This is a genomic window from Propionispora vibrioides, from assembly GCF_900110485.1.
In the GTDB taxonomy this organism is placed as follows: domain Bacteria; phylum Bacillota; class Negativicutes; order Propionisporales; family Propionisporaceae; genus Propionispora; species Propionispora vibrioides.
The window spans coordinates 19,529-39,602 of sequence record NZ_FODY01000001.1 but is presented as its reverse complement, the minus strand read 5'-3'; the positions used below and the strand labels follow the sequence as shown (position 1 = coordinate 39,602).

Genomic DNA, 20,074 nt, shown 5'->3' with positions numbered 1-20,074 from the left:
ATTACAGCAAATAGCGTTGCGCTTCTCCTAGTATATTTCCTATATAAAACCATATTTAACCCTACGTTCTACGTATATAAAAAAAATCCTGCCAATATTATAAAAAATGACCAATGGGAACATGCAGTCCCTTTTCCGGTAACTGTTCCCAAATTTCCGTTTCCGTTAGCATTCCCCGGTACTTCAGCTTATCTTGCTGAACAATCAGCACGACATAATATTCATTGGGTCCGAAGTTATGAATCAGTTCCTGAACAGGAAGTTGTTCGATAACGGTAAAATGCGTAGTGGGCATTAAACCGCGCGAGGTCAACTTTGCCTTTTTGCCTGCTAAGATTCGCATTGTGCGAAAGCCTGTGATAATGGCTTCTTTCTGTGAGGCTACATAAATGAATACCCCGCTGACAATAAAAGTTAAGTTAATTTCATTAAAATATAAGTAATACCAAAATGCTCCGAATAAAAGCCCGGCACTGACCAATCTACTGATTCTAATCGTAACGGCTGTTGCCTTTTTATACCCATAGTAAGAGGTTAGATAGGCCCGCAGTACTCTTCCTCCGTCGAGCGGCAGCGCCGGAAGCAGGTTAAAGACCGCCAGAACAAGGTTGACGTAATAATAAAAAAGCAGAACTTCTTGCCAGGTTGTTATCATCGGGATAGCCAGGTAGCAACAGGCTGCCAATGCGAGACTGGCAGCAGGGCCGGCAAAAGAAATAAATATTTCGCTTCTTGTTCCCGCTTCACTTAAGCAATCTATTTTTGCCACCCCGCCAAAAGGCAATAGTTCAATTTCCCTGACCTTTAATCCGGCAATACGTGCAGCAATGGCATGAGCAAGCTCATGCCATAACACAGCGCTAAACAAGAGTATAATTTTACTGCTTAAACCTGCCAGTACAAAAAGCAGCAGGACTATTAAAAACCAGTTGTTAAGCTTTAGTTTGATTCCCTGAATACAGCCAATCCGCAACAAGTGTCACTTCCCTTCTTTGGTTTGGGCTTCATTTTTAATTCTTGTTAACGGATCTACCGCTTTTCCCTGTTCACGTAATTCAAAATATACTTTTTTATTGCCTGAACGGGCAATGACCTGTCCCTGGCTGACTTTTTCCCCCTGACCGACAATGACTTCACCTAAATATCCGTACATAGTATCCAGCCCATTACCATGTTCAATAATAACTGTTTTCCCGTAAACTTGACTGTCGGCAATCAATTTTACACTGCCTGCGGCGGCGGCTTTTATTGTCGAACCGGGAACGACTTCTATCTCAATGCCTTGCTGAAGCTCACCCTGACTTACCTGATTTTTATTCCAGCCAAAGAAACTGACGATTTTTCCTTCTGCCGGCTTTGTCATGTAAGCCAGAGGATCCGGTGGTTTGGGCATTTCCTTTGCCATATTCTTAAAAACTGCTAAATCTAAATCATTAGGAAGGTGTTGGCTTATTTGCGTTGCTACATAGGTAAAATCGGTTTCGGTCGTCAATATATAGCGAATTCCTTTATCCATGATTTGTCCCACATAAGTTTCTGATATGTGAGCCCCGTATACAGCAGTGAATAAAAGAATAGCAATAGCAGGGCGTTTCAGCCAGCTATAATTATATTCATGTTCCGTGTAGCGCCAATTATCTCGCGTTGTCCGGGCGTCTGACCAGCGATTCCATATATTAGCCATATGTTCCCCCTAGACCATGTAAGTCCTATAACAAACTATATGACCGAATATGGATAAATATAACAAAAAGCGCACCGTTAAGGTGCGCCTTCTAAAACAAAATTTTTTGCCGCCTCATGTAAATATTCAAAAGAATACCGATACTGATCATATTGGTAGTCAGCGAGCTAACACCATAGCTCATAAGTGGCAAAGGAATGCCGGTAACCGGCATGATGCCAGCCGTCATCCCTACATTAACCAATACGTGAAAGGTCAACATGGAGGTAATGCCGGTAGCCAACAGAGTTCCAAAATTATCTTTGGCCAAGCCAGCTATCTTTATTCCACGGTACAACAGGAAAAAATATAAAAGGAGTATAATAACGGCCCCAACAAAGCCCAATTCTTCGCCAATAACCGCAAAGATAAAATCCGTATGGTTTTCCGGCAGAAAGTTCAATTGACTTTGCGTTCCGGCAAACAGGCCCTTGCCAAATAACATTCCTGAACCAATCGCAATTTTAGATTGAATGATATGATAACCGGAACCCAAAGGATCGACATTGGGATCAATAAACACAGTAAGCCGCATTTTCTGATAGTCCTTTAAAAAATGCCAGAAAATTGGCATGAAGGCAGCTGCCGCTGAAAAAATGAGTAGTAAATGCTTGCTGTTAATCCCTGCAACAAAGATCATTCCGAATAAAATAGCAAGAAAAACCAGTGAGGTTCCCAGGTCCGGCTGTTTTAGAACCAGTAGAAAAGGGATACCAACATAGAGAAAAACCGGTATAATTTCTTTAAAAGAGTTAAGTTTCCCCATCTTCTTATCTAATAGACTGGCGAGTGAGATAATCATAATCAGTTTGGAGAATTCCGAAGGCTGCAAACTAATCGGACCGATTTGAATCCAGCGCTGTGCGCCCAAGGCAGATTGGCCGACAAACATAACTGCCAATAACATAACCAGATTGATCCCATACAGTGTATTGCCAAATTTAGCCAGAGACTTGTAATCAAAATGCAGCATAACAAATATGAAAATGACATTCATTAGTGCAAAAATCCCCTGCCGTTGCACATACCAGTACCGGTCCTCACTGGGGGTGTTAATATGGGTGGCGCTACCGATGATAATTAAGCTGACCAGAATAATAAGACTTGTTACGATGATTACACTAAAATCCAGATTTTTCAAAAGACGCCGACTAAGCATTCATATTACACTTACCTTTCCCTATTGATGAGCACTAATTTATTATAATAGCATTTTTACTTTCAGTCCAGTAAAAGCATAGAAGCAAGGAATAGCCTTATGAGTCTGCTATGCCTTGCTTCTAAATTCCAGTCATTAGTCCTGGGACCATGCACCGCGTTTCATCCGGTTGACAGGAATATTAGCCACTAATGCCACCGATGAGTTGGTGTTAGTTAGATTGACCTCCATATCCCTTTCATTAATCTCCATATAATTAGAAATGACCCGGATCATATCATCTTTTAATATTTCCATGAATTGAGGAGAAACATTGGCCCGGTCATGCACCAAAACCAACCGTAGCCGTTCTTTTGCAATATCCTTTGACCCTGTGCTATCCTTGCCAAATAACCGTTGAATCATTTCAAACACTTTTCAATCCCCCCTCAAAAGCCAAAAATTTTCTTTAGTTTCTTCATAAAGCCATCATTGGTTTCCAATGTCATTAAGGGGATATTTTCCCCCATAAGCCGGCGCACAATATTACTATAAGCCGTTCCGGCCAAGGAAATCGGATTTGCTACAGCCGGTTCGCCGCGATTGGTTGAAATAACAATATACTCGTCTTCCGGGATAATTCCCAGCAAATCAATAGCCAGGATTTCTATAATATCATCAATATTCATCATATCGCCCTTCTTTACCATGCTGGGCCGTATACGATTGACAATCAGTTTGGGATTATGCTTTCCCTCTGATTCCAACAATCCGATAATCCTGTCCGCATCCCGAACCGCCGATACTTCCGGCGTTGTAACAATAACCGCCCGGTCGGCGCCGGCAATGGCATTCTTAAAGCCCTGTTCAATTCCCGCCGGACAATCAATGATAACATAATCAAACTGCTCCGCTAATTCCTGGGATAATTGACGCATTTGTTCGGGACTGACCGCATTCTTATCTCTGGTTTGCGCCGCCGGAAGCAGGTAAAGCGTCTCATAACGCTTGTCCCGGATTAAAGCTTGTTTTAAGCGGCAATTTCCTTCTGTAACATCCACTAAATCATATACAATCCGATTTTCAAGTCCCATGACAACATCTAAATTTCTAAGTCCGATGTCGGCATCAATTAAAACAACCTTTTTACCTTGCAACGCAAAACCTGTCCCTAAATTGGCAGTGGTAGTCGTTTTGCCGACGCCACCTTTACCAGATGTAATTACGATCACTTCTCCCATGAATTAACCTCCTAGAGAATAGCTGGTTCAATGATTACCGCACCATCTTTGACGCGTGCAGTTTCAACATATTCAGGATAATCAATATGATCTGGAGCCCTTGCAATGAGTCCGGCGATTCTAATCTGTGAAGCCATCAGTTTATTGGCGGTAATGGTTGCCTGTTCATCTCCATAAGCTCCGGCATGTACCACACCGCGACAAGTGCCGTAGATAATAACATCACCGCCGGCAATTAGTTGAGCCCCTGGATTGATATCGCCAAAAACGATAATGTTTCCGCTATACACGATCTCCTGTCCACTACGCAATGTCTTTTTTATCACCAATTCCTCTGGAACAGACGCCTGAGTCGCTTCCGCCAAGGCCGTATCAACGCCAACAGAAAGGGCGGATTCCGTTATGCTCCAGGAAAGGCCATGACTTGTAAACAGCTCAGTTAATTGCCCCTGTTGTTCCGGTGTGAGTATGCGTACGGCAGATGAAATATTCACCACAGCACCATTACTAAAAAATTTCGCCGCTGATTCCAGCTTTCTCCTGAGTTGCTGCATAATTTCGCCAAAGTCAGCGGATTCATTTAATAATAACTGTAGCCCGGTTTTACTTCCTTTAAATATTACATCTTCCTGCATATTATTCTCCTAAATTTTACCATGAATTAACTGCCAATTACAATCATATTTCGCGACAATTGGCAAAATTTCCTGCAATAAAAAATGATTTACAAAAATTATACTTTATAAAATAAAATGAGGAATATGAGCATAACTCATATTCCTCATTTTATTTTATAAAGCAACCCTCGTTCTATAAATTTTTGGGGCTTCCGTGGCCGTCTGATTAATATTAAAGGCCGCCTCCATAATTTTTTTGGCTATTGGAACAGCAGAAGAGGCGCCGAAACCACCTTGTTCAACAATAACAACAACAGCAATCCGAGGATCATCATAAGGTGCATAGGCGACAAACCAGCCGTGATCATCGCCATGGGAGTTCTCGGCTGTACCGGTCTTACCGGCAATAGGTACCGGAAAGTCGCCGAAAGCATCCGAGGCTGTTCCGCCTTCAGCAGCCACTTCCCGCAATGATTGACGAATTAAAGATAGCGTACGCTCTGAAAGCTGAACCTGTCCGACTTCTTCCGGTTCAAAAGTTTTCACAACATTACCATCGGGAGCAAGAATCTTGCTTACTAAATGCGGCTTAAAACGGTGTCCGCCGTTAGCTACCTGGCTAATGATCTGCAGCATTTGTAACGGCGTCGCCAATTGAAAGCCCTGCCCAATCGCAGCGTCAAAGGTTTCCGACAAGTACCAGTCTTCACCATATACCTTTTCCTTATAACGACGATTGGCTACCAAGCCGTCTGACTCACCGGGAAGATTAATCCCGGTAACAGCTCCCAGCCCAAACATACGGGCATACTTTTCCAGATTGTCAATACCCAGCCGGTTACCCATTTCATAGAAGTATACATTGTCTGATTTTGCCAGAGCCTGCTTAAAATCAATCCACCCTAACGCTTCCCCCATGGCATTTCCTTTTGGAATAATCCAGTGCTTACCCGTATCCAGTATCTTTTCTTCCGGAGTCACTTTGCCCAACTCCAATGCAGCAGCACCGGTGATAATTTTAAAGGTGGACCCGGGCGGATATTCGCCGGATATCGCTTTATTATCCATAGGATGATTAGGATTTTCATTAATTTCTTTCCACTCTTTTAAAGAGATACCACGTGAAAAAAGATTGGGATTAAAAGCTGGCCGGCTAACCATAGCCAGTATTTCACCATTCTTGGGATTCATGGCAATGGCGACAGCTGCCTTCGCCTTGGTAAACTCCGTCTTAGTCTGCAGATATATTAACTGCTCGTCAATAGCTGCTTCAGCCGCCTTTTGAATCCGGTAATCAATCGTCAACACCATATTACTGCCAGGTACAGGTTCTTTTTTCCCTAATACCTGTACTGGCCGGCCGGTAACATCTACCTCGACCTGACCACCACCATCAATACCACGCAGATCACGGTCATATACCTTTTCCAAACCGAACTTGCCAATAATATCAGCGGATTTGTAGCCGTTCGCCTTGCCTTGCTCTAATTCAACATCATTAATTTCACTGACATAACCAAAAATATGGGCGCCAAGTTCATTGTTGATGTAATTGCGAATTGGTTGTATCTCGATAACCACTCCGGGAAGTTCACTGCGACGTTCCTCAATCTTAGTAACAATATCCGGACCGATATCCGTTTTTATCCGAATCGGTTCGAAATTTCCCGAATTTTGTTTTAACTTATTTTGAATATCAACTACGCTCATATTCAGGATTTCCGATAGCTTATGAATGACTTCATCCGGTACGGGACCGGTAATCGGCAGTAACGAGACGGCAAAGCCCGGACGATTTGATACTAAGGCAACGCCATTGCGGTCATAAAATATGCCCCGAGGGGCCATAATAGGAATCAGTCTAATTCTATTACCGTCTGCCAGGTCTTCATAGAACTTACCTTGCGCCACTTGCAAGTAACCCAATCGGCTAATAAGTGCTATAAAGACCAACACTACAATCATTCCCAGTATATCAAGACGGTATGTCGAACGTTTAAGAAGCACACCAACAGCCTTCTTTCTAAGCATAATACCTTGCCTGTTGCCAAAGGTCTGCCGGCCGTCTTAAAATCTGGAATCCCGTTTAATTGTCAGGACACGGCTAACCACTTGGTGAATAGGAACAGATATGATCATATTATAACCTAACAATGGTAGTATATAATTAACCAGGATGGGAACAGGCTGAATGGTGTAGCCTAAAAAACCCAGAACAATCAACAAGATAAGGCTATTGAAAATAGTAGCCGCAGCCATGGCCAATATGGGGAGAAAAATATGATCTTTAAAAACTTTTCTTTCGACCAAACCGAATACATAGCCTGTCAACAATTTTGATAGAATATTTAATCCAAATAAATTACCAATGGCCAGGTCTTGCAGCAGTCCGGCAAAAAAACCTATCCCCACACCCTTTTCTTTTCCCTGCAGTAATCCCGTAGACACGACAACCATGAGCAATAGATCCGGCTTTACACCGTAAATCGCAAATAATGGAATAATCGTAATTTGCAAAACCAGCGTAATGATCAAAATGCCTGCCCAAATTAATATACTCATCTGGTTACCCCTTGTGGGTTAGCTGTCTGACCTGTTTGTGGAGTCGGCGTGGTTGCCGGAGCCGGGAGCTGTGGAACCGGTTCGCGTGAATGTACGAGAACAAAAACCTCTTCAATTCTATCAAAGTCCACACTGGGCTTTAAGACGGCGTATTTTAACAATCCGCCGTCTTCATTTATTACATCCAAAACTTCCCCAATTGATAAGCCTTTAGGATAGATACCGCCAAAACCAGAAGTAATAATTTTATCTCCCTTGATGATATCCGCGTCACGGGCAATGTTTACCATACGTGGGGTTAAAGGATTGGCCGGAGCACCTTCCACAATGGCCGCAACCCGTGATTCAGTCCGTTGAACCAAAGCCCCTACGGCACTGCGCGGGTCAAGAATCAGTTGAACTTTTGCCGTACTTCCCGTAACACTGACGATATTGCCAACCAGTCCTTGCGGTGTCACGACTGGCATGTCCTTCGCAATACCATCTGCACTACCCCGGTTAATAATAATTGTACTTGTCCAGGAACCGGGATCACGGGCAATAATGCTCGCCAGAACAAAATCGAACTGGGGAGCTCCCTTTTTATAGTCCAGCATAGTACGCAACCGGGTATTTTCCGCCAACACTTCTGTTGCGGCTTCCTCATTTTGACGCAGTCTTTCATTTTCCGCTTTTAAGAGCTGGTTGTCCCGGTATACGGTAATCAACTGACCGGAAAACATTCCAGCTTGCTGTAAGCTATATCCCACTTTACTAAAAACATATTCAACCGGTGCCAAAACCGTAGCAACAACTTTTTCCATGATAGTAAAATGGTACTTTCCTTGTGCTGCAAAACTCGACAGCAAAAAGACGGTAATTACAGCCACCAATAAGATGACCGTCTTTTTGTGAAAACTCCGCACCATCTTGGCTCCCTTCTAACAATACAATTCAGTTTATTACCTTACCTAGCCAAGTTTTTTGGGCGACATTAATACCCGTTTTAATAGATCAATGCTTTCAAGCGCTTTACCGGTACCAATTCCGACACAGGATAAAGCATCTTCAGCAATGTGCACTGGCATCCCGGTCTCACGGCTTAGCAGCCTATCCAATCCCCGCAGCAAAGAGCTGCCGCCGGTCATAACAATTCCACGGTCCATAATATCCGAAGCTAGTTCGGGAGGGGTCTTTTCCAAAGTAACTTTAACAGCCTCAATAATCCCGGAAACCGGTTCATTTAACGCTTGCTGTACCTCACGTGCTCTGATAGTTAACGTTTTCGGCAGTCCTGTTACCAGATCGCGGCCGCGAATATCCATGGTTTCATCTACTTCCGGAATAATCGCTGCGCCGATATTTACCTTAACTTCTTCGGCAGTACGTTCGCCGATCATTAAATTGTAGGTCCGCTTAATATATTGGACAATTGCCTCATCCATCTCATCACCGCCGATACGGATCGACCGACTGGTAACAATGCCGCCTAAAGAGATTACGGCTACCTCTGTGGTACCGCCGCCAATGTCCACCACCATATTGCCGGTAGGCTCATGAACTGGCAAGCCTGCCCCAATAGCTGCCGCCATCGGTTCTTCAATCAAATACGCTTCCCTGGCACCGGCCTGAATTGTGGCATCAATGACAGCACGCTTTTCAACTTCGGTAACGCCGGAAGGAACACCGACTACGACCCGCGGACGAATCACCGATTTCGTATCAATGGATTTGCGAATAAAGTATTTAAGCATAGCCTGAGTTACGTCAAAATCGGCGATGACGCCATCCTTGAGCGGTCTGATGGCCACAATGTTACCAGGCGTACGACCAATCATCAATTTTGCTTCTTCGCCTACTGCCAGTACCTCTCCGGTGTCTCTCTGAATGGCAACAACCGAAGGCTCTCTAAGCACAATGCCTTTTCCTTTAACATGAACTAATGTATTTGCAGTTCCTAAGTCTATCCCCATATCACGCGATAAAGACCGAAATAAATTCACAACAACTACCCCTTTCAAAACCGACTAAAATCAATTAGTTATATTATTCCCTTTTCTTTTAGGCTAACATACTTGTTATCACCAATAATCACGTGATCCAGTACGGAAATATCCAAAATTTTCCCGGCATCAATTAGTTTTTTGGTTAACGCAATATCATCCATACTAGGATTGGGATCCCCGCTGGGATGATTGTGCAGCAAAATAATCGAAGCGGCCGGATAATGTATTACTTCACGAAAAACTTCTCTTGGATGTACCAAAGAAGCATTCAAAGTCCCTACAGATATGACTGGAGTTGCTAGTACATGGTTTTTTGTCGATAACAATAAAATCATAAAAAGTTCTTTGTTTTCATATCTAAGCCTGGACATCATCAAATCAGCAACATCACGGGGAGAATGAATGATCGGTTTTTCGAGAATTGTCGAAGAGTGCAATCTTTTGCCCAATTCAATGGCAGCAACGATGGTCACCGCTTTTACCATACCAATTCCCTTGATCTTACTGATTGCTTGTGGGGAAATATTAGAAAAGGCACCGATTCCTGTACTTTCATATTGCTTTAAGAGACGCTCAGCCACTCGCATAACCGAGTCCTGTTTTGTCCCACTTCTGAGCAAAATCGCCAGCAATTCTGCATTACTTAATGCCTCCGGTCCTTTGGTCAAAAGTTTTTCCCTTGGTCGTTCCTCCTGCGGCAATTCTTTTATCATTAAAGATTTTGCTTCTAATTTTCCTGTCATGGCAGGAAAACACCAGCCTTCTTTAAAATTTTTGCCAGTTTGTAAATAGGAAGTCCCACAACATTAAAATAACAGCCATGAATGCTTTCGACAAAAAGCGCTCCCTTTTCCTGTATGCCATAAGCGCCGGCCTTGTCCATCGGCTCGCCGCTGGCAACATAACGGTCTATTTCTTCTTGGGATAAATGGCCGAATTTAACTTGCGTAATCGAAAAATCAGTCCAACTATGTCCGGAACTACACTGTATAACAGCCAAGCCGGTAACGACCTTATGTTCTTGTCCTGATAGAGCGTTAAGCATGTCTTTGGCTTCAATCTGGCTGCGAGGCTTACCAAACACCTGTCCGTTTAATACGACTAGCGTATCCGCACCAATGACCAGCGTGCCATCCAAACTGCGGCCCGCTACATCCATAGCCTTGGCTTTTGCATGGGCAACAACCAGTTCATCGGTCGGCAATTTTAACGTATTATCTTCTTGAACAGTACTGGGTAAAACCTCAAAAGCACAGCCCATTTGCCGTAGAAGCTCTTGCCGCCGCAGAGAAGCGGATGCTAGCACAATCTTCATAAGCTTGTCTCCCTAAAAGCGCCTAAACAGTAAGGCTGCAATAATCAGTCCCAAGATGCTAATTAGGTTCGGATTTAACGAAAACCCAAAAACAAATTTGATCACATACAAGTTAATAGCAATCGGAGGCAGACCAAAAATGGAAAACGTCTTGACTAGATAAGGCGCAATTCCGGAAAATATTGCCGTCGAAGCAATGATTTCCCCTAATATTCCACCTAGAATCGCTCCTGTTACAAGAAACAACGCTAAAACTCCAAAGCTTTTACTCCTGCTGTTTCTCATGCTATGCCTCCCATATGTGATGTCCAGTGAAAACAACTAAAACTCCAAAGGTTACTCTTCGACAACAAACAAAATAATCCTTGTGTGTACAAGGACTTTCAGCATAAACTTTTGCAGAAAAGTAAACTATCCACCAGCATGTTCTAACTTAGACCATTGTACATCAAAAGAGCTATGAATGCAATTATGACCTCCAGGTATTTTATTTAGGGCTTATTTGTATTAACGGAATGATCTTAGCGCGTGCTTTTTGCGCCAGACGATGTACATGTTGTAGGAATAGCGGCTCCTATTCCGAGAAATGTTAACGATCTATGGCACAAAAAGCACCTTCCGGGAGCGTTTCGGATAGTTTACAGACAAACCCTATAAATAAAGACACACCGTACATAAAGTATAGTGTGTCACTATGATTAAGGTTTTGCACTAATGGTGATATTTTCCGGCTTGGCCCCAGATACACGACTTACAATATCGGCAATCTGCACAACCTCATCCCGTGAAAGAGAAGCGGCTTTAATGACGACACTGACCGAATTGTCCCAGATAAAAACCAAGGCATCGCTGAATCCCCGCGCTTTAATTAGGCTCTCAATTTCTGATTCATGTTGTTTCTCCATAATGATTTTCAGAACCGCTTCCTGTGCCCGCTGCATAGTCTCGTCGTTTTTAGCACTTTTTATACTGGTTTGCAATAATTCGGATCGCTCACTGCGAATCCGGTCCCGTTCAATCCTATATTCAGTAAAAAAGTCCTGAGAAAGCGCCGGTGTCGTTTTATCTACGGCTACTGTCGTATTTACCTGCATGGAATTGGAACGGTCCGCTTTACTTTGATAATCATTTCGATGCAATAATCCGGCACAGGCCAATAACAGAACAAGAATAAAAACTCCGCACACTACAAGAGCTATTTTATAGCGTTTGATGGATACAATCATGTTACCCCTCCTCATCTTTTTTGAGGCAAAACAGTTATTTTATACGGAGGTATTCCCAAACCACCTTCAATTGCCTTGATCAGGTTCGCCTTTACCGTTGAATCATAAGCCCCGTCAGCCACGACGAGAACGCCCTTAATCGCCGGTTTTATTTCCCTTACTACAACAGGTTTATCCGCCCCCGCCTCGCGGGTAAGCAAAACTTGTTCCGTTTCCTTTACCTCTGTGGTTGTACGAACACCACCGGTAGTATCTTTTTCAGACACGGTCTTTGTCTCTTTGGTTACATTTTGGGCGTATTCTTGTGTATTGCCAGCTTCCAAGGTTACACTGACTGTAACAGTGCCGGCGCCATTCACTTTAGATAGGAGATTAACCAGCTTTGCTTCCAGCATCTCCTCATAACTTCCGGCTTGTACTGACACAGGCATGCGGTTTCCTATATCTGCAGGCTCCTTGGTGCGCGGAATCACCGTTTCAGCTTCAAAATAGTGACTGATCAATAACAAAGCAACACCTAAAACGCCTAACCAGATTAACCTTGTCGTAATAACGCCTTGTCTGAATAATTGAAATGGCCATAGTGCTCTTCCTTTGTTTACAATTTCATCTAAACTGCGCATACACTGCAACCCTCCTTTTTTAAAAAAGCTTATAAACTTCAACCTGCTCCGGGGAAAGTAAATATAACTCCGTAACAGTCTTTATTATTCTATTTTTCAGCTCTGTTCTTATTTCTTCCTGGCTATCTTGTCGCAGGGCAGTTTCCCCGTTCGAAACAGAAATAGGATGAATCTTTTCTACCGTATCAGGTTTGCCGGAATAATTGCCTGGTTTCAGATAAACTTTGACTTTGCTGATGCCGCCTTTATGATTGCTGGTTTTTTCATCAGCAAGTTCTACCGCTACTTTGGCCTCTTGCACGCCTTGAATGGCCAATACAAGAGTTCTTATTTGTTTACTTAAATCTTTTGTATATATTTCTTTGGCTAACACTTCCCGTTCAACCACCGTATTATTAATCGTTGTTGTTACATCTCCCGATTGCCGCCCCTCTGTCAAGGTGCTACTAGCCAGCGCGGCTTCCGTTTCCCATTTATTCTGAAAAAAACCAACAAGTGGATTAAGTATGGCCAGCATAATAAATAAGCCGACAATTACTTTGATAAATCTTTGCATGCTGTTATTAGGCAGCAATAAGTCAAGAAAACAGGCAAATACAACAACTAAAACAATATTCTTTACCCACAGGGTTATCGCTTCCATTGTTTTCAACACTCATTTCCCGTATTTTAAATCAGCTCAGCGTAACATTACCGTCGCATTACCCACGCCAATAATCATCGTTATACCTAAAAAAAACATCAGCGCCGCCGTTAGCACCGCGCCAAAAATCAGAAGAAGATTGTTTCCCATCATATCCAGACATTTTGCCATCCGGTCATCACCCATCGGCTGTATAAGCGCACCAGTCAGCTTAATTACCACAATTAAGGCCAGTATCTTGAGCAGAGGCCAGACACATATCATTAAGACTGCCAAGACTCCAAGAATCCCCACTGTGTTTTTTAATAATAAAGATGCTCCCATAACTAACTCGACCGTATCGGAGAACATTTTCCCCACCACCGGAATAAACGTGGCAGTAGCATATTTGGCCGTTCGCAAGGCGATTCCATCCGACACACTGCCCGACACACCCTGGATCGTAACAACTCCAATAAAGACTACCAGCGCCAAACTTAATACAACCATTCCGCCCTGTTTAAAGACACTGGCCAAATTATCCAGCCTGTAGGTATTGGAAAGATAGTTAACACATTCCAATACTGTCGTAAGAAATAAAAGCGGTAATACCACATCTTTAACAAGCAGGCTTACCATACTTGTTAAAAATAACATGACCGGACTAAACAACGCAGCCGAAGTGACAGCACCGACACCGGCCAGTAAGGAAATGAGTACCGGTAATAACGCTTGCATAAAATCAACCATCTGTGCCACAGTCTGGCGGGCTAACTCCAGTACATTATAAATGGAAGTAAGTGCAATAACGGCTAAAAAACTAAAGCATATGCTATAGGTTAATAAAGAAACATTGCTGCGTTCAAAAGAATTTTGCAAGTTTTGCAGTATCGCACATAAGACTGCTAAAAATAATAGTTTTCCACTCAAATGTACATTAGCGGCTATTTCTTGAAAAAATCTGGCCATAAGGTTCTTCCACCACTGTTGCCAATTTATATGGATACCCTTGGCAGCCATTTCTTGAATAGTCAAATTTTCCACACCGGGAACATTCTCATGCAGCTCGGCTTTTATCTTATCGACAACCTGGTTAATATCCTCAAGCGACATTTTTTCCAGCACTTGCTGTGTGACATCCGTCTGGTCTGCCGGTGCTCCCCAAACAGTGGAACTTAAGAGCATTAACCATAACAATACCATGATCGCTTTTTTCATCATATTCCACCTTAATGTACTAGTGCTCCGCCAACTTTAAAAGTGCAAATTAAATTTGCGGGGATTTTTTCGTAAGGCAAGGCGGAGGAAGCGCGCTTATTGACTATAGGTAAGCCGACGACAACGAAGTCTTACGAAAAAAGACCTGTGGAGAATTGTAGTTTCAGAGTTGGTGAAGCACTAAGGTATTAACCGTATAACAGTATCTAAAACCAGAACAATAATAGGGATTGCCATGACCATAACCATGACCTTGCCAGCCAGCTCAATTTTACTTGCCACAGCTCCTTCGCCGGCATCTTTACACACCTGTGCACCAAATTCCGCAATGTAAGCAATACCGATAATCTTTAAAATGGTATTTAGATACATCTGGCTAATATTTGCCTTTTCAGCCAGATCCCTAAACAGATTAAGTACGGTACCGATTTTGGTAAGTACCAGTAAAAAAATGATAGCAGCCAAAGCTAAACTTAATTGCAAAGCAATTTCCGGGCGTTCCCTCTTGATAATCAGACTGAGTAGCGTTACAACAAATCCCAGGCCGACGATTTGTACAATATCCACGACCGTACACCCCTTATGCTTGTCACTGGATTAAGGCTGACAAAGTACTGGCTCGGCCTAGGGAACCACTGATTTATTCACACAGCGCATCCTGGTGGATCTTTTTCCGTCTGGCTGCCTCAGCAAAACCTTGAAATAGGAACCGCTATTCCTGCGCTTTTGCTTCCTTACCAGCCGAAAAAATCTCTCGCCAGGCCGGCTGACTCATTAAATCAGCGGTTCCCTAGAACAATTTAAATACTTCCTGCACCGTTGTAAATAAGCGGCCTAATAGCTGAACTACCCAAAGCAGTACCATAGTGAAGCCGGCTAATGTGCATAAATGGGCCATATCCTCTTTTCCGGCTTGTTTTAAGGCTGTGTGAAACACGGAAACTAAAATTCCGACTCCGGCAATTTTAAACAATACGTCCAATCCCACCTGTCCTACTCCTCTCTATAATAAAACTATAACTACCGTCAGACTGCCGCAAATTCCCAGATAACGATACATCTTTACATTTCGTTCCCGTAACTGTAGGGCTTCTTCTTCAAGCTGCAATAATTGATTTTGTACAACCTGAAGAAATTTTTCCTGTTCGGTCTGATCAACAGAACCTAAATTGGAACTGAGTAAACGTAATGCTTCCAACTCCGGGTTCTCCAAAGCCAGCTTTCCTTCCAAGCTGTTGATTGTTTGCGTCATGGCCGCCTGCGGTGTTAACCAGCCATTTTCTTCTAAAATAAAAGACATATTTTGAAATATGTCCCTGATGACTCCCACGGTATTCCCGGTACACAACCGTAAAGCCTCGGGCAAAGGCAGCGCTGCGTAATTCATATAAGATTTTAATGAAGCCAGACAATTGATTATCTGCCGAATCTGCCTGGGACGATCACTGAAACGTTGCGCAGCCTTCCAGCCGATAGAAGTTCCGGCCAATATAATCAGCAGACTACCTGCCAGCTTTAACCACATAAGCGCCCCTCTTTTCCCAAGAATATAAAACTGTGTCATCTTTTACCGCTATGACTTTTTTTAATGTGCCCATTTGCGGCTTGTTATCAAGAATGATGTAGCGATCGAAAAATCTTTCGCGAATTAGCTCTCCGATATAAGGACGGTGGGATACCTCGGTTTCATCATGACCATGCACTGTGGTGATAACTGCAATTCCCGCATGCAGTGCTTCCCTAACGGCACAAGCATCTTCCTCCCGCCCCAATTCATCGGTAACAATAACTGTGGGGGACATAGCGCGGATCAACATAAGCATTCCGATCGCTTTAGGACATCCATCTAAAACATCTGAGCGGCAACCGATGTTCATGGTAGGAACACCCTGCTGGCAGGCGGCAATTTCTGAACGTTCGTCAACAATACCAACTTGTACCCCTTTACAAGGCATTGAATAAACGCCGTCACTGATTTGCCGGACGATATCCCGCAATACGGTTGTCTTTCCACAACGGGGCGGAGAAATAATAAGACTGCTCATTAAACATTCACCATCAATAAGATAAGGAAGAATAACGTCTGCACAGCCGGCTACTTCTCTTGCAATCCGGATATTGACAGAACTAATATATTTCAATGCCTTAAGACGTCCATTTTCCATAATCGCCTGACCAGCCACGCCAATCCGGTGTCCTCCGGCTATGGTAAAATAACCTGAACGCAGCTCCTGTTCATAGGCATAGAGTGAATTCTTACTGATTAGTTGAACTAGTTGCATTAAATCCTCTGGCACGCAATGATAGGCAAACCGGCCGTTCTCAACAATCTCAGCATTTAAACCAATCAGAATATCTTGGTTACCTAAAACCGCCACCAGCGGTCGTTGTGCCCTGATTCGAATTTCTGTTATCTGCTGCGCGATGGCCGGCGAAATTTTCTTGAATAACTCGGCCAGTCTGGGTGGGAGTATGGGATAAATGGAAGTAAGCATATCTATGTCACTCCGTCCTTTCTTTACATAGATATGAACAAAAAAAAACTTTATGCTATAAAAAAGAAAAATCCCGCTATACGGGATTAAAGATCATGGCATATTATTTTTTCTATTCCTCAAACACAGCTTATGCTTATAGAGAATTTTTATATACCGGGATGTATTGTCTGGCGCATGTCGCCCACGGAAGTTACCGAACCAATATGAACGGGATTTGTTTCATCAAAATCATAGCTATTATATACGACGTCACCGCAATAGGGGCAGGTAACTTCCACTTCACCAGGTTCTTCTAAAATATCTGATTCAAAACTTACACGTTCATGGCAATGAGGGCAATCAACTTCCACATAATTTTTATCATCATCATAGACTTCTTCCAGTTCCGTCAAATCCTCGTCAATTGTCTCCACATATTCTTCAAGATCGTTATGGGCCAGGGCCATGTCGTCAAACTCATCGGCAACCTCGTCTAGCACTTCTATAATGTTTAGAATCAGTTTGCCCTCTGCTGAATGTTCATTAATACTGAGACCTTGAGTAAGTCCTTGCAAATAGGCGACTCTTTCTTTTAAATTTCCCATGATTACCCCCCTTTTTTTTACTAGCCCGTAAAGCACGGCTTTAATGAACGCACCGGTACAGCAAGAGAATTTCAATCAGTATGAAAAAACTTGCTGCGACCCTAGTACTCCACCAACTCTGAAATTATAATTTCTTCGCGGGTCTTTTTCCGTAAGCTTTGTTGTCGTCGGCTTACCTATCGTCGATGGGCGCGCCCCCGCCTGTCTTACGAAAAAATCCCTGCAAGTCAAATTACACGTTCAAAGTTGGCGAAGCGCTGGTGCTTCAGCCGCGAGAACCTGAAGTGTTCGTCGGCCTTTTGGTTGTAAGGCTTTGTTGTCTTCGGCTTACAGATGTCCGATATGCGCGCTTCCTCCGCCTCGCCTGACACCAAAAATTCCTGGCATTACACTCCATAATCCCACTGCATAAAGCACTAGCTGTGGAATCAGTGATTTCTTACTTTTATGCCTGAAAATAGTGTGTCCAATATAGCAAAAAAAATGAATATACCTAAAATAAAAAATCCGCTGCCAGCAGGCAACGGATTCTTAAATCATTATGCTCTTTCAATATATTCGCCGGTTCGCGTATCAATCCGCAGTACTTCCCCTACGTTGATAAACAACGGAACCTTAACAACACAGCCTGTTTCCATTGTAGCCGGCTTCGTACCACCGGTAGCGGTATCGCCACGGATACCAGGATCTGTTTCAACAACCGTCAACTCTACAGAAGTCGGCAAGTCAACACCAATAACAATTCCCTGGAAAAACATAACTCCAATATTCATATTTTCCTTTAAGAACTTGGTTGCATCACCTAATTGTTCGGCTGGTAAAGCAATTTGTTCAAAGGTCTCATTATCCATCAGATTATAAGAGCCATCACTTTCGTAGAGGTATTGCATATCCCGTCGATCAATATGAGCCTTCGGCAGTTTTTCACTGGGATTAAAAGTTCTTTCCACGACTGCGCCTGTTTTGACATTTTTCAATTTTGCCCGAACGAAAGCAGCTCCTTTTCCCGGCTTAACATGCTGAAAATCCACAACCTGCCAAACTGAATTGTCAATCTCGATCGTTACCCCTGTACGAAAATCACTCGATGAAATCATTCCACATAACCTCCAACAATACTGTATATTACTCTAATTCTATTAATAGTTTGCTACTGGCAGTTAACACTTTGCTGCCTTCAGCACTTACCAGCACCGTATCTTCAATACGAAGTCCACCCCAATCAGGCAGATAAACGCCCGGTTCAACCGTTACAACCATACCTGAAACAAGTTTCATCGTTTCGTTAGACGGTGAAAGTCTAGGTTCTTCATGAATGGCAAGGCCTACGCCATGTCCCAAGCCATGGCCGAAAAACTTACCGTAGCCAGCCTGTTCAATGATGCTTCTGGCGGCATAATCAACTTCACTGCATGTCTTTCCGGGAGAAACAGCTTGCACTCCCGCCAACTGAGCCTTTAATACGAGGTTATATAATTCTTGCTGTTTGGCATTTGCCCTTCCTAAAACAACCGTTCTGGTTATATCTGAACTATAGCCTTGATAAACCGCACCAAAGTCCATGGTAACAAATTCACCATAGGTAAGCTTTTTATTTGGCAAAGGCATTGCGTGAGGTAAGGAGCCGCGGGTTCCCGATGCGACAATCGTATCGAAAGCCGGTTTTTCCGCTCCCAATTGACGCATTTTATGCTCAATTTCCAGCGCAACTTCATATTCGGTAATCCCCGGTTTTAAAAAGGACAAAATATGAGTAAAGGCGGTGTCGGCAATATCGACTGCCCTTTGAATCAGACGGATTTCCGCCTCATCCTTAACCATGCGTAAATGATCAAGCTCTACAGGCTCCAATGTACAGTGGGGCAAATTTTTCTTGAGTGTGGTATAAGCCTGAAATGTCACAAAATCACTCTCAAAGCCGATCGTTTGAAGCTGCTCTCCTGCAATTGCCTTGGCCAGCATTGTCTGCAGGTTAGTCTCCTGCGTTGTCCCGTGGCGAATGACTTCATAGCCGACAGCTTGTTTCGCCGCTTGCTCCGTATAACGAAAGTCTGTAAATAATTTCGCCGAGTGCTGAGAAATAAGGACCAGCCCTGCCGAACCCGTGAAACCGCTAACATATCGTCGATTCTCCGGTTTGGTTATGAGTATCCCGTCCAACCCGGTCTGACTTAAAGTCTTTCTGATCTCTTGCAGCCTATACCCCATTTTATTTTCCTCCATGGATCATTCTAGCGGCCCCTTCTAGTGCCAGAAGATAGCTATCGGCTCCGAACCCGCTGATTTGACCATAGGTTACCGCAGAAATGACAGAATGATGCCGGAATTCTTCCCTCTTGTAAATGTTGGATAAATGGACTTCAATAACCGGAACAGCCACAGCAGCGATGGCATCGCGGATAGCAATACTATAATGCGTATACGCGGCGGCATTCAAGATAATACAGGAATAGTGACCGACAGCCTGTTGAATCCTGTCTATCAGCACACCTTCATGGTTAGTTTGTTCAAAATCGACACTAAGCCCCAGACTAGCCGCCTTCTCGGCAACTAACCGGTTAATATCCGCTAATGTCAGTTTGCCGTAAACTTCAGGTTCCCGTTTTCCTAATAAATTCAAATTAGGACCGTTGAGTACCAATACACAAGACCTTTCTTCAGCCACAATATCACACCCTGAAATTATTAACTTTATTATTTTACCATGATTTTGTTTATTTGC

Annotated in this window: 25 protein-coding genes; all 25 read right to left on the bottom strand. The window is 43.3% G+C overall.

Translation table 11 applies throughout. The features are described 5' to 3' along the window. Window positions 1-97: 97 nt before the first annotated feature. The gene (locus BMW43_RS00230; protein ID WP_245732160.1) at window positions 98-976 is read right to left on the bottom strand and encodes a M50 family metallopeptidase; all 879 of its coding nucleotides are present in this window, start codon (window positions 974-976) and stop codon (window positions 98-100) included. Between the two features lie 3 nt (window positions 977-979). Beyond that, window positions 980-1,684 (bottom strand): murein hydrolase activator EnvC family protein, encoded by a 705-nt coding sequence (locus BMW43_RS00225; RefSeq protein WP_091743385.1) that lies wholly within the window; start codon window positions 1,682-1,684, stop codon window positions 980-982. Between the two features lie 91 nt (window positions 1,685-1,775). After that, window positions 1,776-2,882 carry a rod shape-determining protein RodA gene (gene rodA, locus BMW43_RS00220; RefSeq protein WP_091743384.1) on the bottom strand — a complete coding sequence of 369 codons (1,107 nt, stop codon included), beginning with the start codon at window positions 2,880-2,882 and terminating at the stop codon, window positions 1,776-1,778. A 135-nt stretch (window positions 2,883-3,017) separates the two neighbouring features. Beyond that, window positions 3,018-3,296, bottom strand: a complete 279-nt coding sequence (gene minE / locus BMW43_RS00215; RefSeq protein ID WP_091743383.1) for a cell division topological specificity factor MinE — start codon at window positions 3,294-3,296, stop codon at window positions 3,018-3,020. 14 nt (window positions 3,297-3,310) lie between these two features. Next, window positions 3,311-4,102, bottom strand: coding sequence for a septum site-determining protein MinD (gene minD, locus BMW43_RS00210; RefSeq protein WP_091743382.1), 792 nt, complete (start codon window positions 4,100-4,102; stop codon window positions 3,311-3,313). A gap of 11 nt (window positions 4,103-4,113) precedes the next feature. Further along, window positions 4,114-4,737, bottom strand: a complete 624-nt coding sequence (gene minC / locus BMW43_RS00205; RefSeq protein ID WP_091743381.1) for a septum site-determining protein MinC — start codon at window positions 4,735-4,737, stop codon at window positions 4,114-4,116. A 156-nt stretch (window positions 4,738-4,893) separates the two neighbouring features. Beyond that, window positions 4,894-6,750 (bottom strand): penicillin-binding protein 2, encoded by a 1,857-nt coding sequence (gene mrdA / locus BMW43_RS00200; RefSeq protein ID WP_439331434.1) that lies wholly within the window; start codon window positions 6,748-6,750, stop codon window positions 4,894-4,896. 36 nt (window positions 6,751-6,786) lie between these two features. Further along, window positions 6,787-7,281, bottom strand: coding sequence for a rod shape-determining protein MreD (mreD, locus tag BMW43_RS00195; RefSeq protein WP_091743379.1), 495 nt, complete (start codon window positions 7,279-7,281; stop codon window positions 6,787-6,789). Then, complete coding sequence (gene mreC / locus BMW43_RS00190) at window positions 7,278-8,189, bottom strand: rod shape-determining protein MreC (RefSeq protein ID WP_245732159.1); 912 nt, start codon at window positions 8,187-8,189, stop codon at window positions 7,278-7,280. The genes mreD and mreC overlap by 4 nt, the downstream gene beginning before the upstream one ends. A gap of 42 nt (window positions 8,190-8,231) precedes the next feature. Continuing rightward, window positions 8,232-9,263 carry a rod shape-determining protein gene (locus BMW43_RS00185; RefSeq protein WP_223191561.1) on the bottom strand — a complete coding sequence of 344 codons (1,032 nt, stop codon included), beginning with the start codon at window positions 9,261-9,263 and terminating at the stop codon, window positions 8,232-8,234. Window positions 9,264-9,301: 38 nt separating this feature from the next. Next, a complete protein-coding gene (gene radC / locus BMW43_RS00180; RefSeq protein WP_091743378.1) occupies window positions 9,302-10,009 on the bottom strand; it encodes a RadC family protein in 708 nt (235 codons plus the stop codon). Next, entirely contained in the window at window positions 10,006-10,581 is a 576-nt protein-coding gene (locus tag BMW43_RS00175) for a Maf family protein (protein ID WP_091743377.1), read from the bottom strand. The genes radC and BMW43_RS00175 overlap by 4 nt, the downstream gene beginning before the upstream one ends. Window positions 10,582-10,593: 12 nt before the next feature. Then, the gene (locus BMW43_RS00170; RefSeq protein ID WP_091743376.1) at window positions 10,594-10,866 is read right to left on the bottom strand and encodes a DUF4321 domain-containing protein; all 273 of its coding nucleotides are present in this window, start codon (window positions 10,864-10,866) and stop codon (window positions 10,594-10,596) included. Between the two features lie 413 nt (window positions 10,867-11,279). After that, a complete protein-coding gene (locus BMW43_RS00165; RefSeq protein WP_091743375.1) occupies window positions 11,280-11,807 on the bottom strand; it encodes a SpoIIIAH-like family protein in 528 nt (175 codons plus the stop codon). Window positions 11,808-11,818: 11 nt separating this feature from the next. Continuing rightward, on the bottom strand, window positions 11,819-12,430 hold the full coding sequence (locus BMW43_RS00160) for a SpoIIIAG-related protein (protein WP_091743374.1): 612 nt from the start codon (window positions 12,428-12,430) through the stop codon (window positions 11,819-11,821). 19 nt (window positions 12,431-12,449) lie between these two features. After that, entirely contained in the window at window positions 12,450-13,073 is a 624-nt protein-coding gene (gene spoIIIAF / locus BMW43_RS00155; protein ID WP_091743373.1) for a stage III sporulation protein AF, read from the bottom strand. A gap of 36 nt (window positions 13,074-13,109) precedes the next feature. Continuing rightward, entirely contained in the window at window positions 13,110-14,270 is a 1,161-nt protein-coding gene (spoIIIAE, locus tag BMW43_RS00150; protein WP_091743372.1) for a stage III sporulation protein AE, read from the bottom strand. A gap of 180 nt (window positions 14,271-14,450) precedes the next feature. Continuing rightward, complete coding sequence (gene spoIIIAD, locus BMW43_RS00145; protein WP_091743371.1) at window positions 14,451-14,837, bottom strand: stage III sporulation protein AD; 387 nt, start codon at window positions 14,835-14,837, stop codon at window positions 14,451-14,453. A gap of 223 nt (window positions 14,838-15,060) precedes the next feature. Further along, window positions 15,061-15,258 carry a stage III sporulation protein AC gene (gene spoIIIAC, locus BMW43_RS00140; RefSeq protein WP_091743370.1) on the bottom strand — a complete coding sequence of 66 codons (198 nt, stop codon included), beginning with the start codon at window positions 15,256-15,258 and terminating at the stop codon, window positions 15,061-15,063. 15 nt (window positions 15,259-15,273) lie between these two features. After that, window positions 15,274-15,795: a stage III sporulation protein SpoIIIAB gene (gene spoIIIAB / locus BMW43_RS00135; RefSeq protein WP_091743369.1), complete on the bottom strand. Its 522-nt coding sequence runs from the start codon at window positions 15,793-15,795 to the stop codon at window positions 15,274-15,276. Continuing rightward, the gene (spoIIIAA, locus tag BMW43_RS00130) at window positions 15,773-16,765 is read right to left on the bottom strand and encodes a stage III sporulation protein AA (RefSeq protein WP_091743368.1); all 993 of its coding nucleotides are present in this window, start codon (window positions 16,763-16,765) and stop codon (window positions 15,773-15,775) included. Before spoIIIAA ends, spoIIIAB begins: the two co-directional genes overlap by 23 nt. A 149-nt stretch (window positions 16,766-16,914) precedes the next feature. Further along, on the bottom strand, window positions 16,915-17,352 hold the full coding sequence (locus tag BMW43_RS00125) for a CD1247 N-terminal domain-containing protein (protein WP_091743367.1): 438 nt from the start codon (window positions 17,350-17,352) through the stop codon (window positions 16,915-16,917). Between the two features lie 539 nt (window positions 17,353-17,891). Beyond that, the gene (efp, locus tag BMW43_RS00120) at window positions 17,892-18,449 is read right to left on the bottom strand and encodes an elongation factor P (protein WP_091743366.1); all 558 of its coding nucleotides are present in this window, start codon (window positions 18,447-18,449) and stop codon (window positions 17,892-17,894) included. Between the two features lie 28 nt (window positions 18,450-18,477). Continuing rightward, entirely contained in the window at window positions 18,478-19,560 is a 1,083-nt protein-coding gene (locus BMW43_RS00115; protein ID WP_091743365.1) for a M24 family metallopeptidase, read from the bottom strand. Between the two features lies 1 nt (window position 19,561). Continuing rightward, entirely contained in the window at window positions 19,562-20,017 is a 456-nt protein-coding gene (aroQ, locus tag BMW43_RS00110; protein ID WP_091743364.1) for a type II 3-dehydroquinate dehydratase, read from the bottom strand. Between the last annotated feature and the right edge of the window lie 57 nt (window positions 20,018-20,074).

What these genes read in the sequence shown, in the direction of transcription:
- BMW43_RS00225 (WP_091743385.1), bottom strand. Translation starts at nt 1,684, where the DNA reads ATGGCTAATATATGGAATCGCTGGTCAGACGCCCGGACAACGCGAGAT.
- rodA (WP_091743384.1), bottom strand. Translation starts at nt 2,882, where the DNA reads ATGCTTAGTCGGCGTCTTTTGAAAAATCTGGATTTTAGTGTAATCATC.
- minD (WP_091743382.1), bottom strand. Translation starts at nt 4,102, where the DNA reads ATGGGAGAAGTGATCGTAATTACATCTGGTAAAGGTGGCGTCGGCAAA.
- minC (WP_091743381.1), bottom strand. Translation starts at nt 4,737, where the DNA reads ATGCAGGAAGATGTAATATTTAAAGGAAGTAAAACCGGGCTACAGTTA.
- mrdA (WP_439331434.1), bottom strand. Translation starts at nt 6,750, where the DNA reads ATGCTTAGAAAGAAGGCTGTTGGTGTGCTTCTTAAACGTTCGACATAC.
- mreD (WP_091743379.1), bottom strand. Translation starts at nt 7,281, where the DNA reads ATGAGTATATTAATTTGGGCAGGCATTTTGATCATTACGCTGGTTTTG.
- mreC (WP_245732159.1), bottom strand. Translation starts at nt 8,189, where the DNA reads ATGGTGCGGAGTTTTCACAAAAAGACGGTCATCTTATTGGTGGCTGTA.
- radC (WP_091743378.1), bottom strand. Translation starts at nt 10,009, where the DNA reads ATGACAGGAAAATTAGAAGCAAAATCTTTAATGATAAAAGAATTGCCG.
- BMW43_RS00175 (WP_091743377.1), bottom strand. Translation starts at nt 10,581, where the DNA reads ATGAAGATTGTGCTAGCATCCGCTTCTCTGCGGCGGCAAGAGCTTCTA.
- BMW43_RS00170 (WP_091743376.1), bottom strand. Translation starts at nt 10,866, where the DNA reads ATGAGAAACAGCAGGAGTAAAAGCTTTGGAGTTTTAGCGTTGTTTCTT.
- BMW43_RS00165 (WP_091743375.1), bottom strand. Translation starts at nt 11,807, where the DNA reads ATGATTGTATCCATCAAACGCTATAAAATAGCTCTTGTAGTGTGCGGA.
- BMW43_RS00160 (WP_091743374.1), bottom strand. Translation starts at nt 12,430, where the DNA reads ATGCGCAGTTTAGATGAAATTGTAAACAAAGGAAGAGCACTATGGCCA.
- spoIIIAF (WP_091743373.1), bottom strand. Translation starts at nt 13,073, where the DNA reads ATGGAAGCGATAACCCTGTGGGTAAAGAATATTGTTTTAGTTGTTGTA.
- spoIIIAE (WP_091743372.1), bottom strand. Translation starts at nt 14,270, where the DNA reads ATGAAAAAAGCGATCATGGTATTGTTATGGTTAATGCTCTTAAGTTCC.
- spoIIIAB (WP_091743369.1), bottom strand. Translation starts at nt 15,795, where the DNA reads ATGTGGTTAAAGCTGGCAGGTAGTCTGCTGATTATATTGGCCGGAACT.
- spoIIIAA (WP_091743368.1), bottom strand. Translation starts at nt 16,765, where the DNA reads ATGCTTACTTCCATTTATCCCATACTCCCACCCAGACTGGCCGAGTTA.
- BMW43_RS00125 (WP_091743367.1), bottom strand. Translation starts at nt 17,352, where the DNA reads ATGGGAAATTTAAAAGAAAGAGTCGCCTATTTGCAAGGACTTACTCAA.
- efp (WP_091743366.1), bottom strand. Translation starts at nt 18,449, where the DNA reads ATGATTTCATCGAGTGATTTTCGTACAGGGGTAACGATCGAGATTGAC.
- BMW43_RS00115 (WP_091743365.1), bottom strand. Translation starts at nt 19,560, where the DNA reads ATGGGGTATAGGCTGCAAGAGATCAGAAAGACTTTAAGTCAGACCGGG.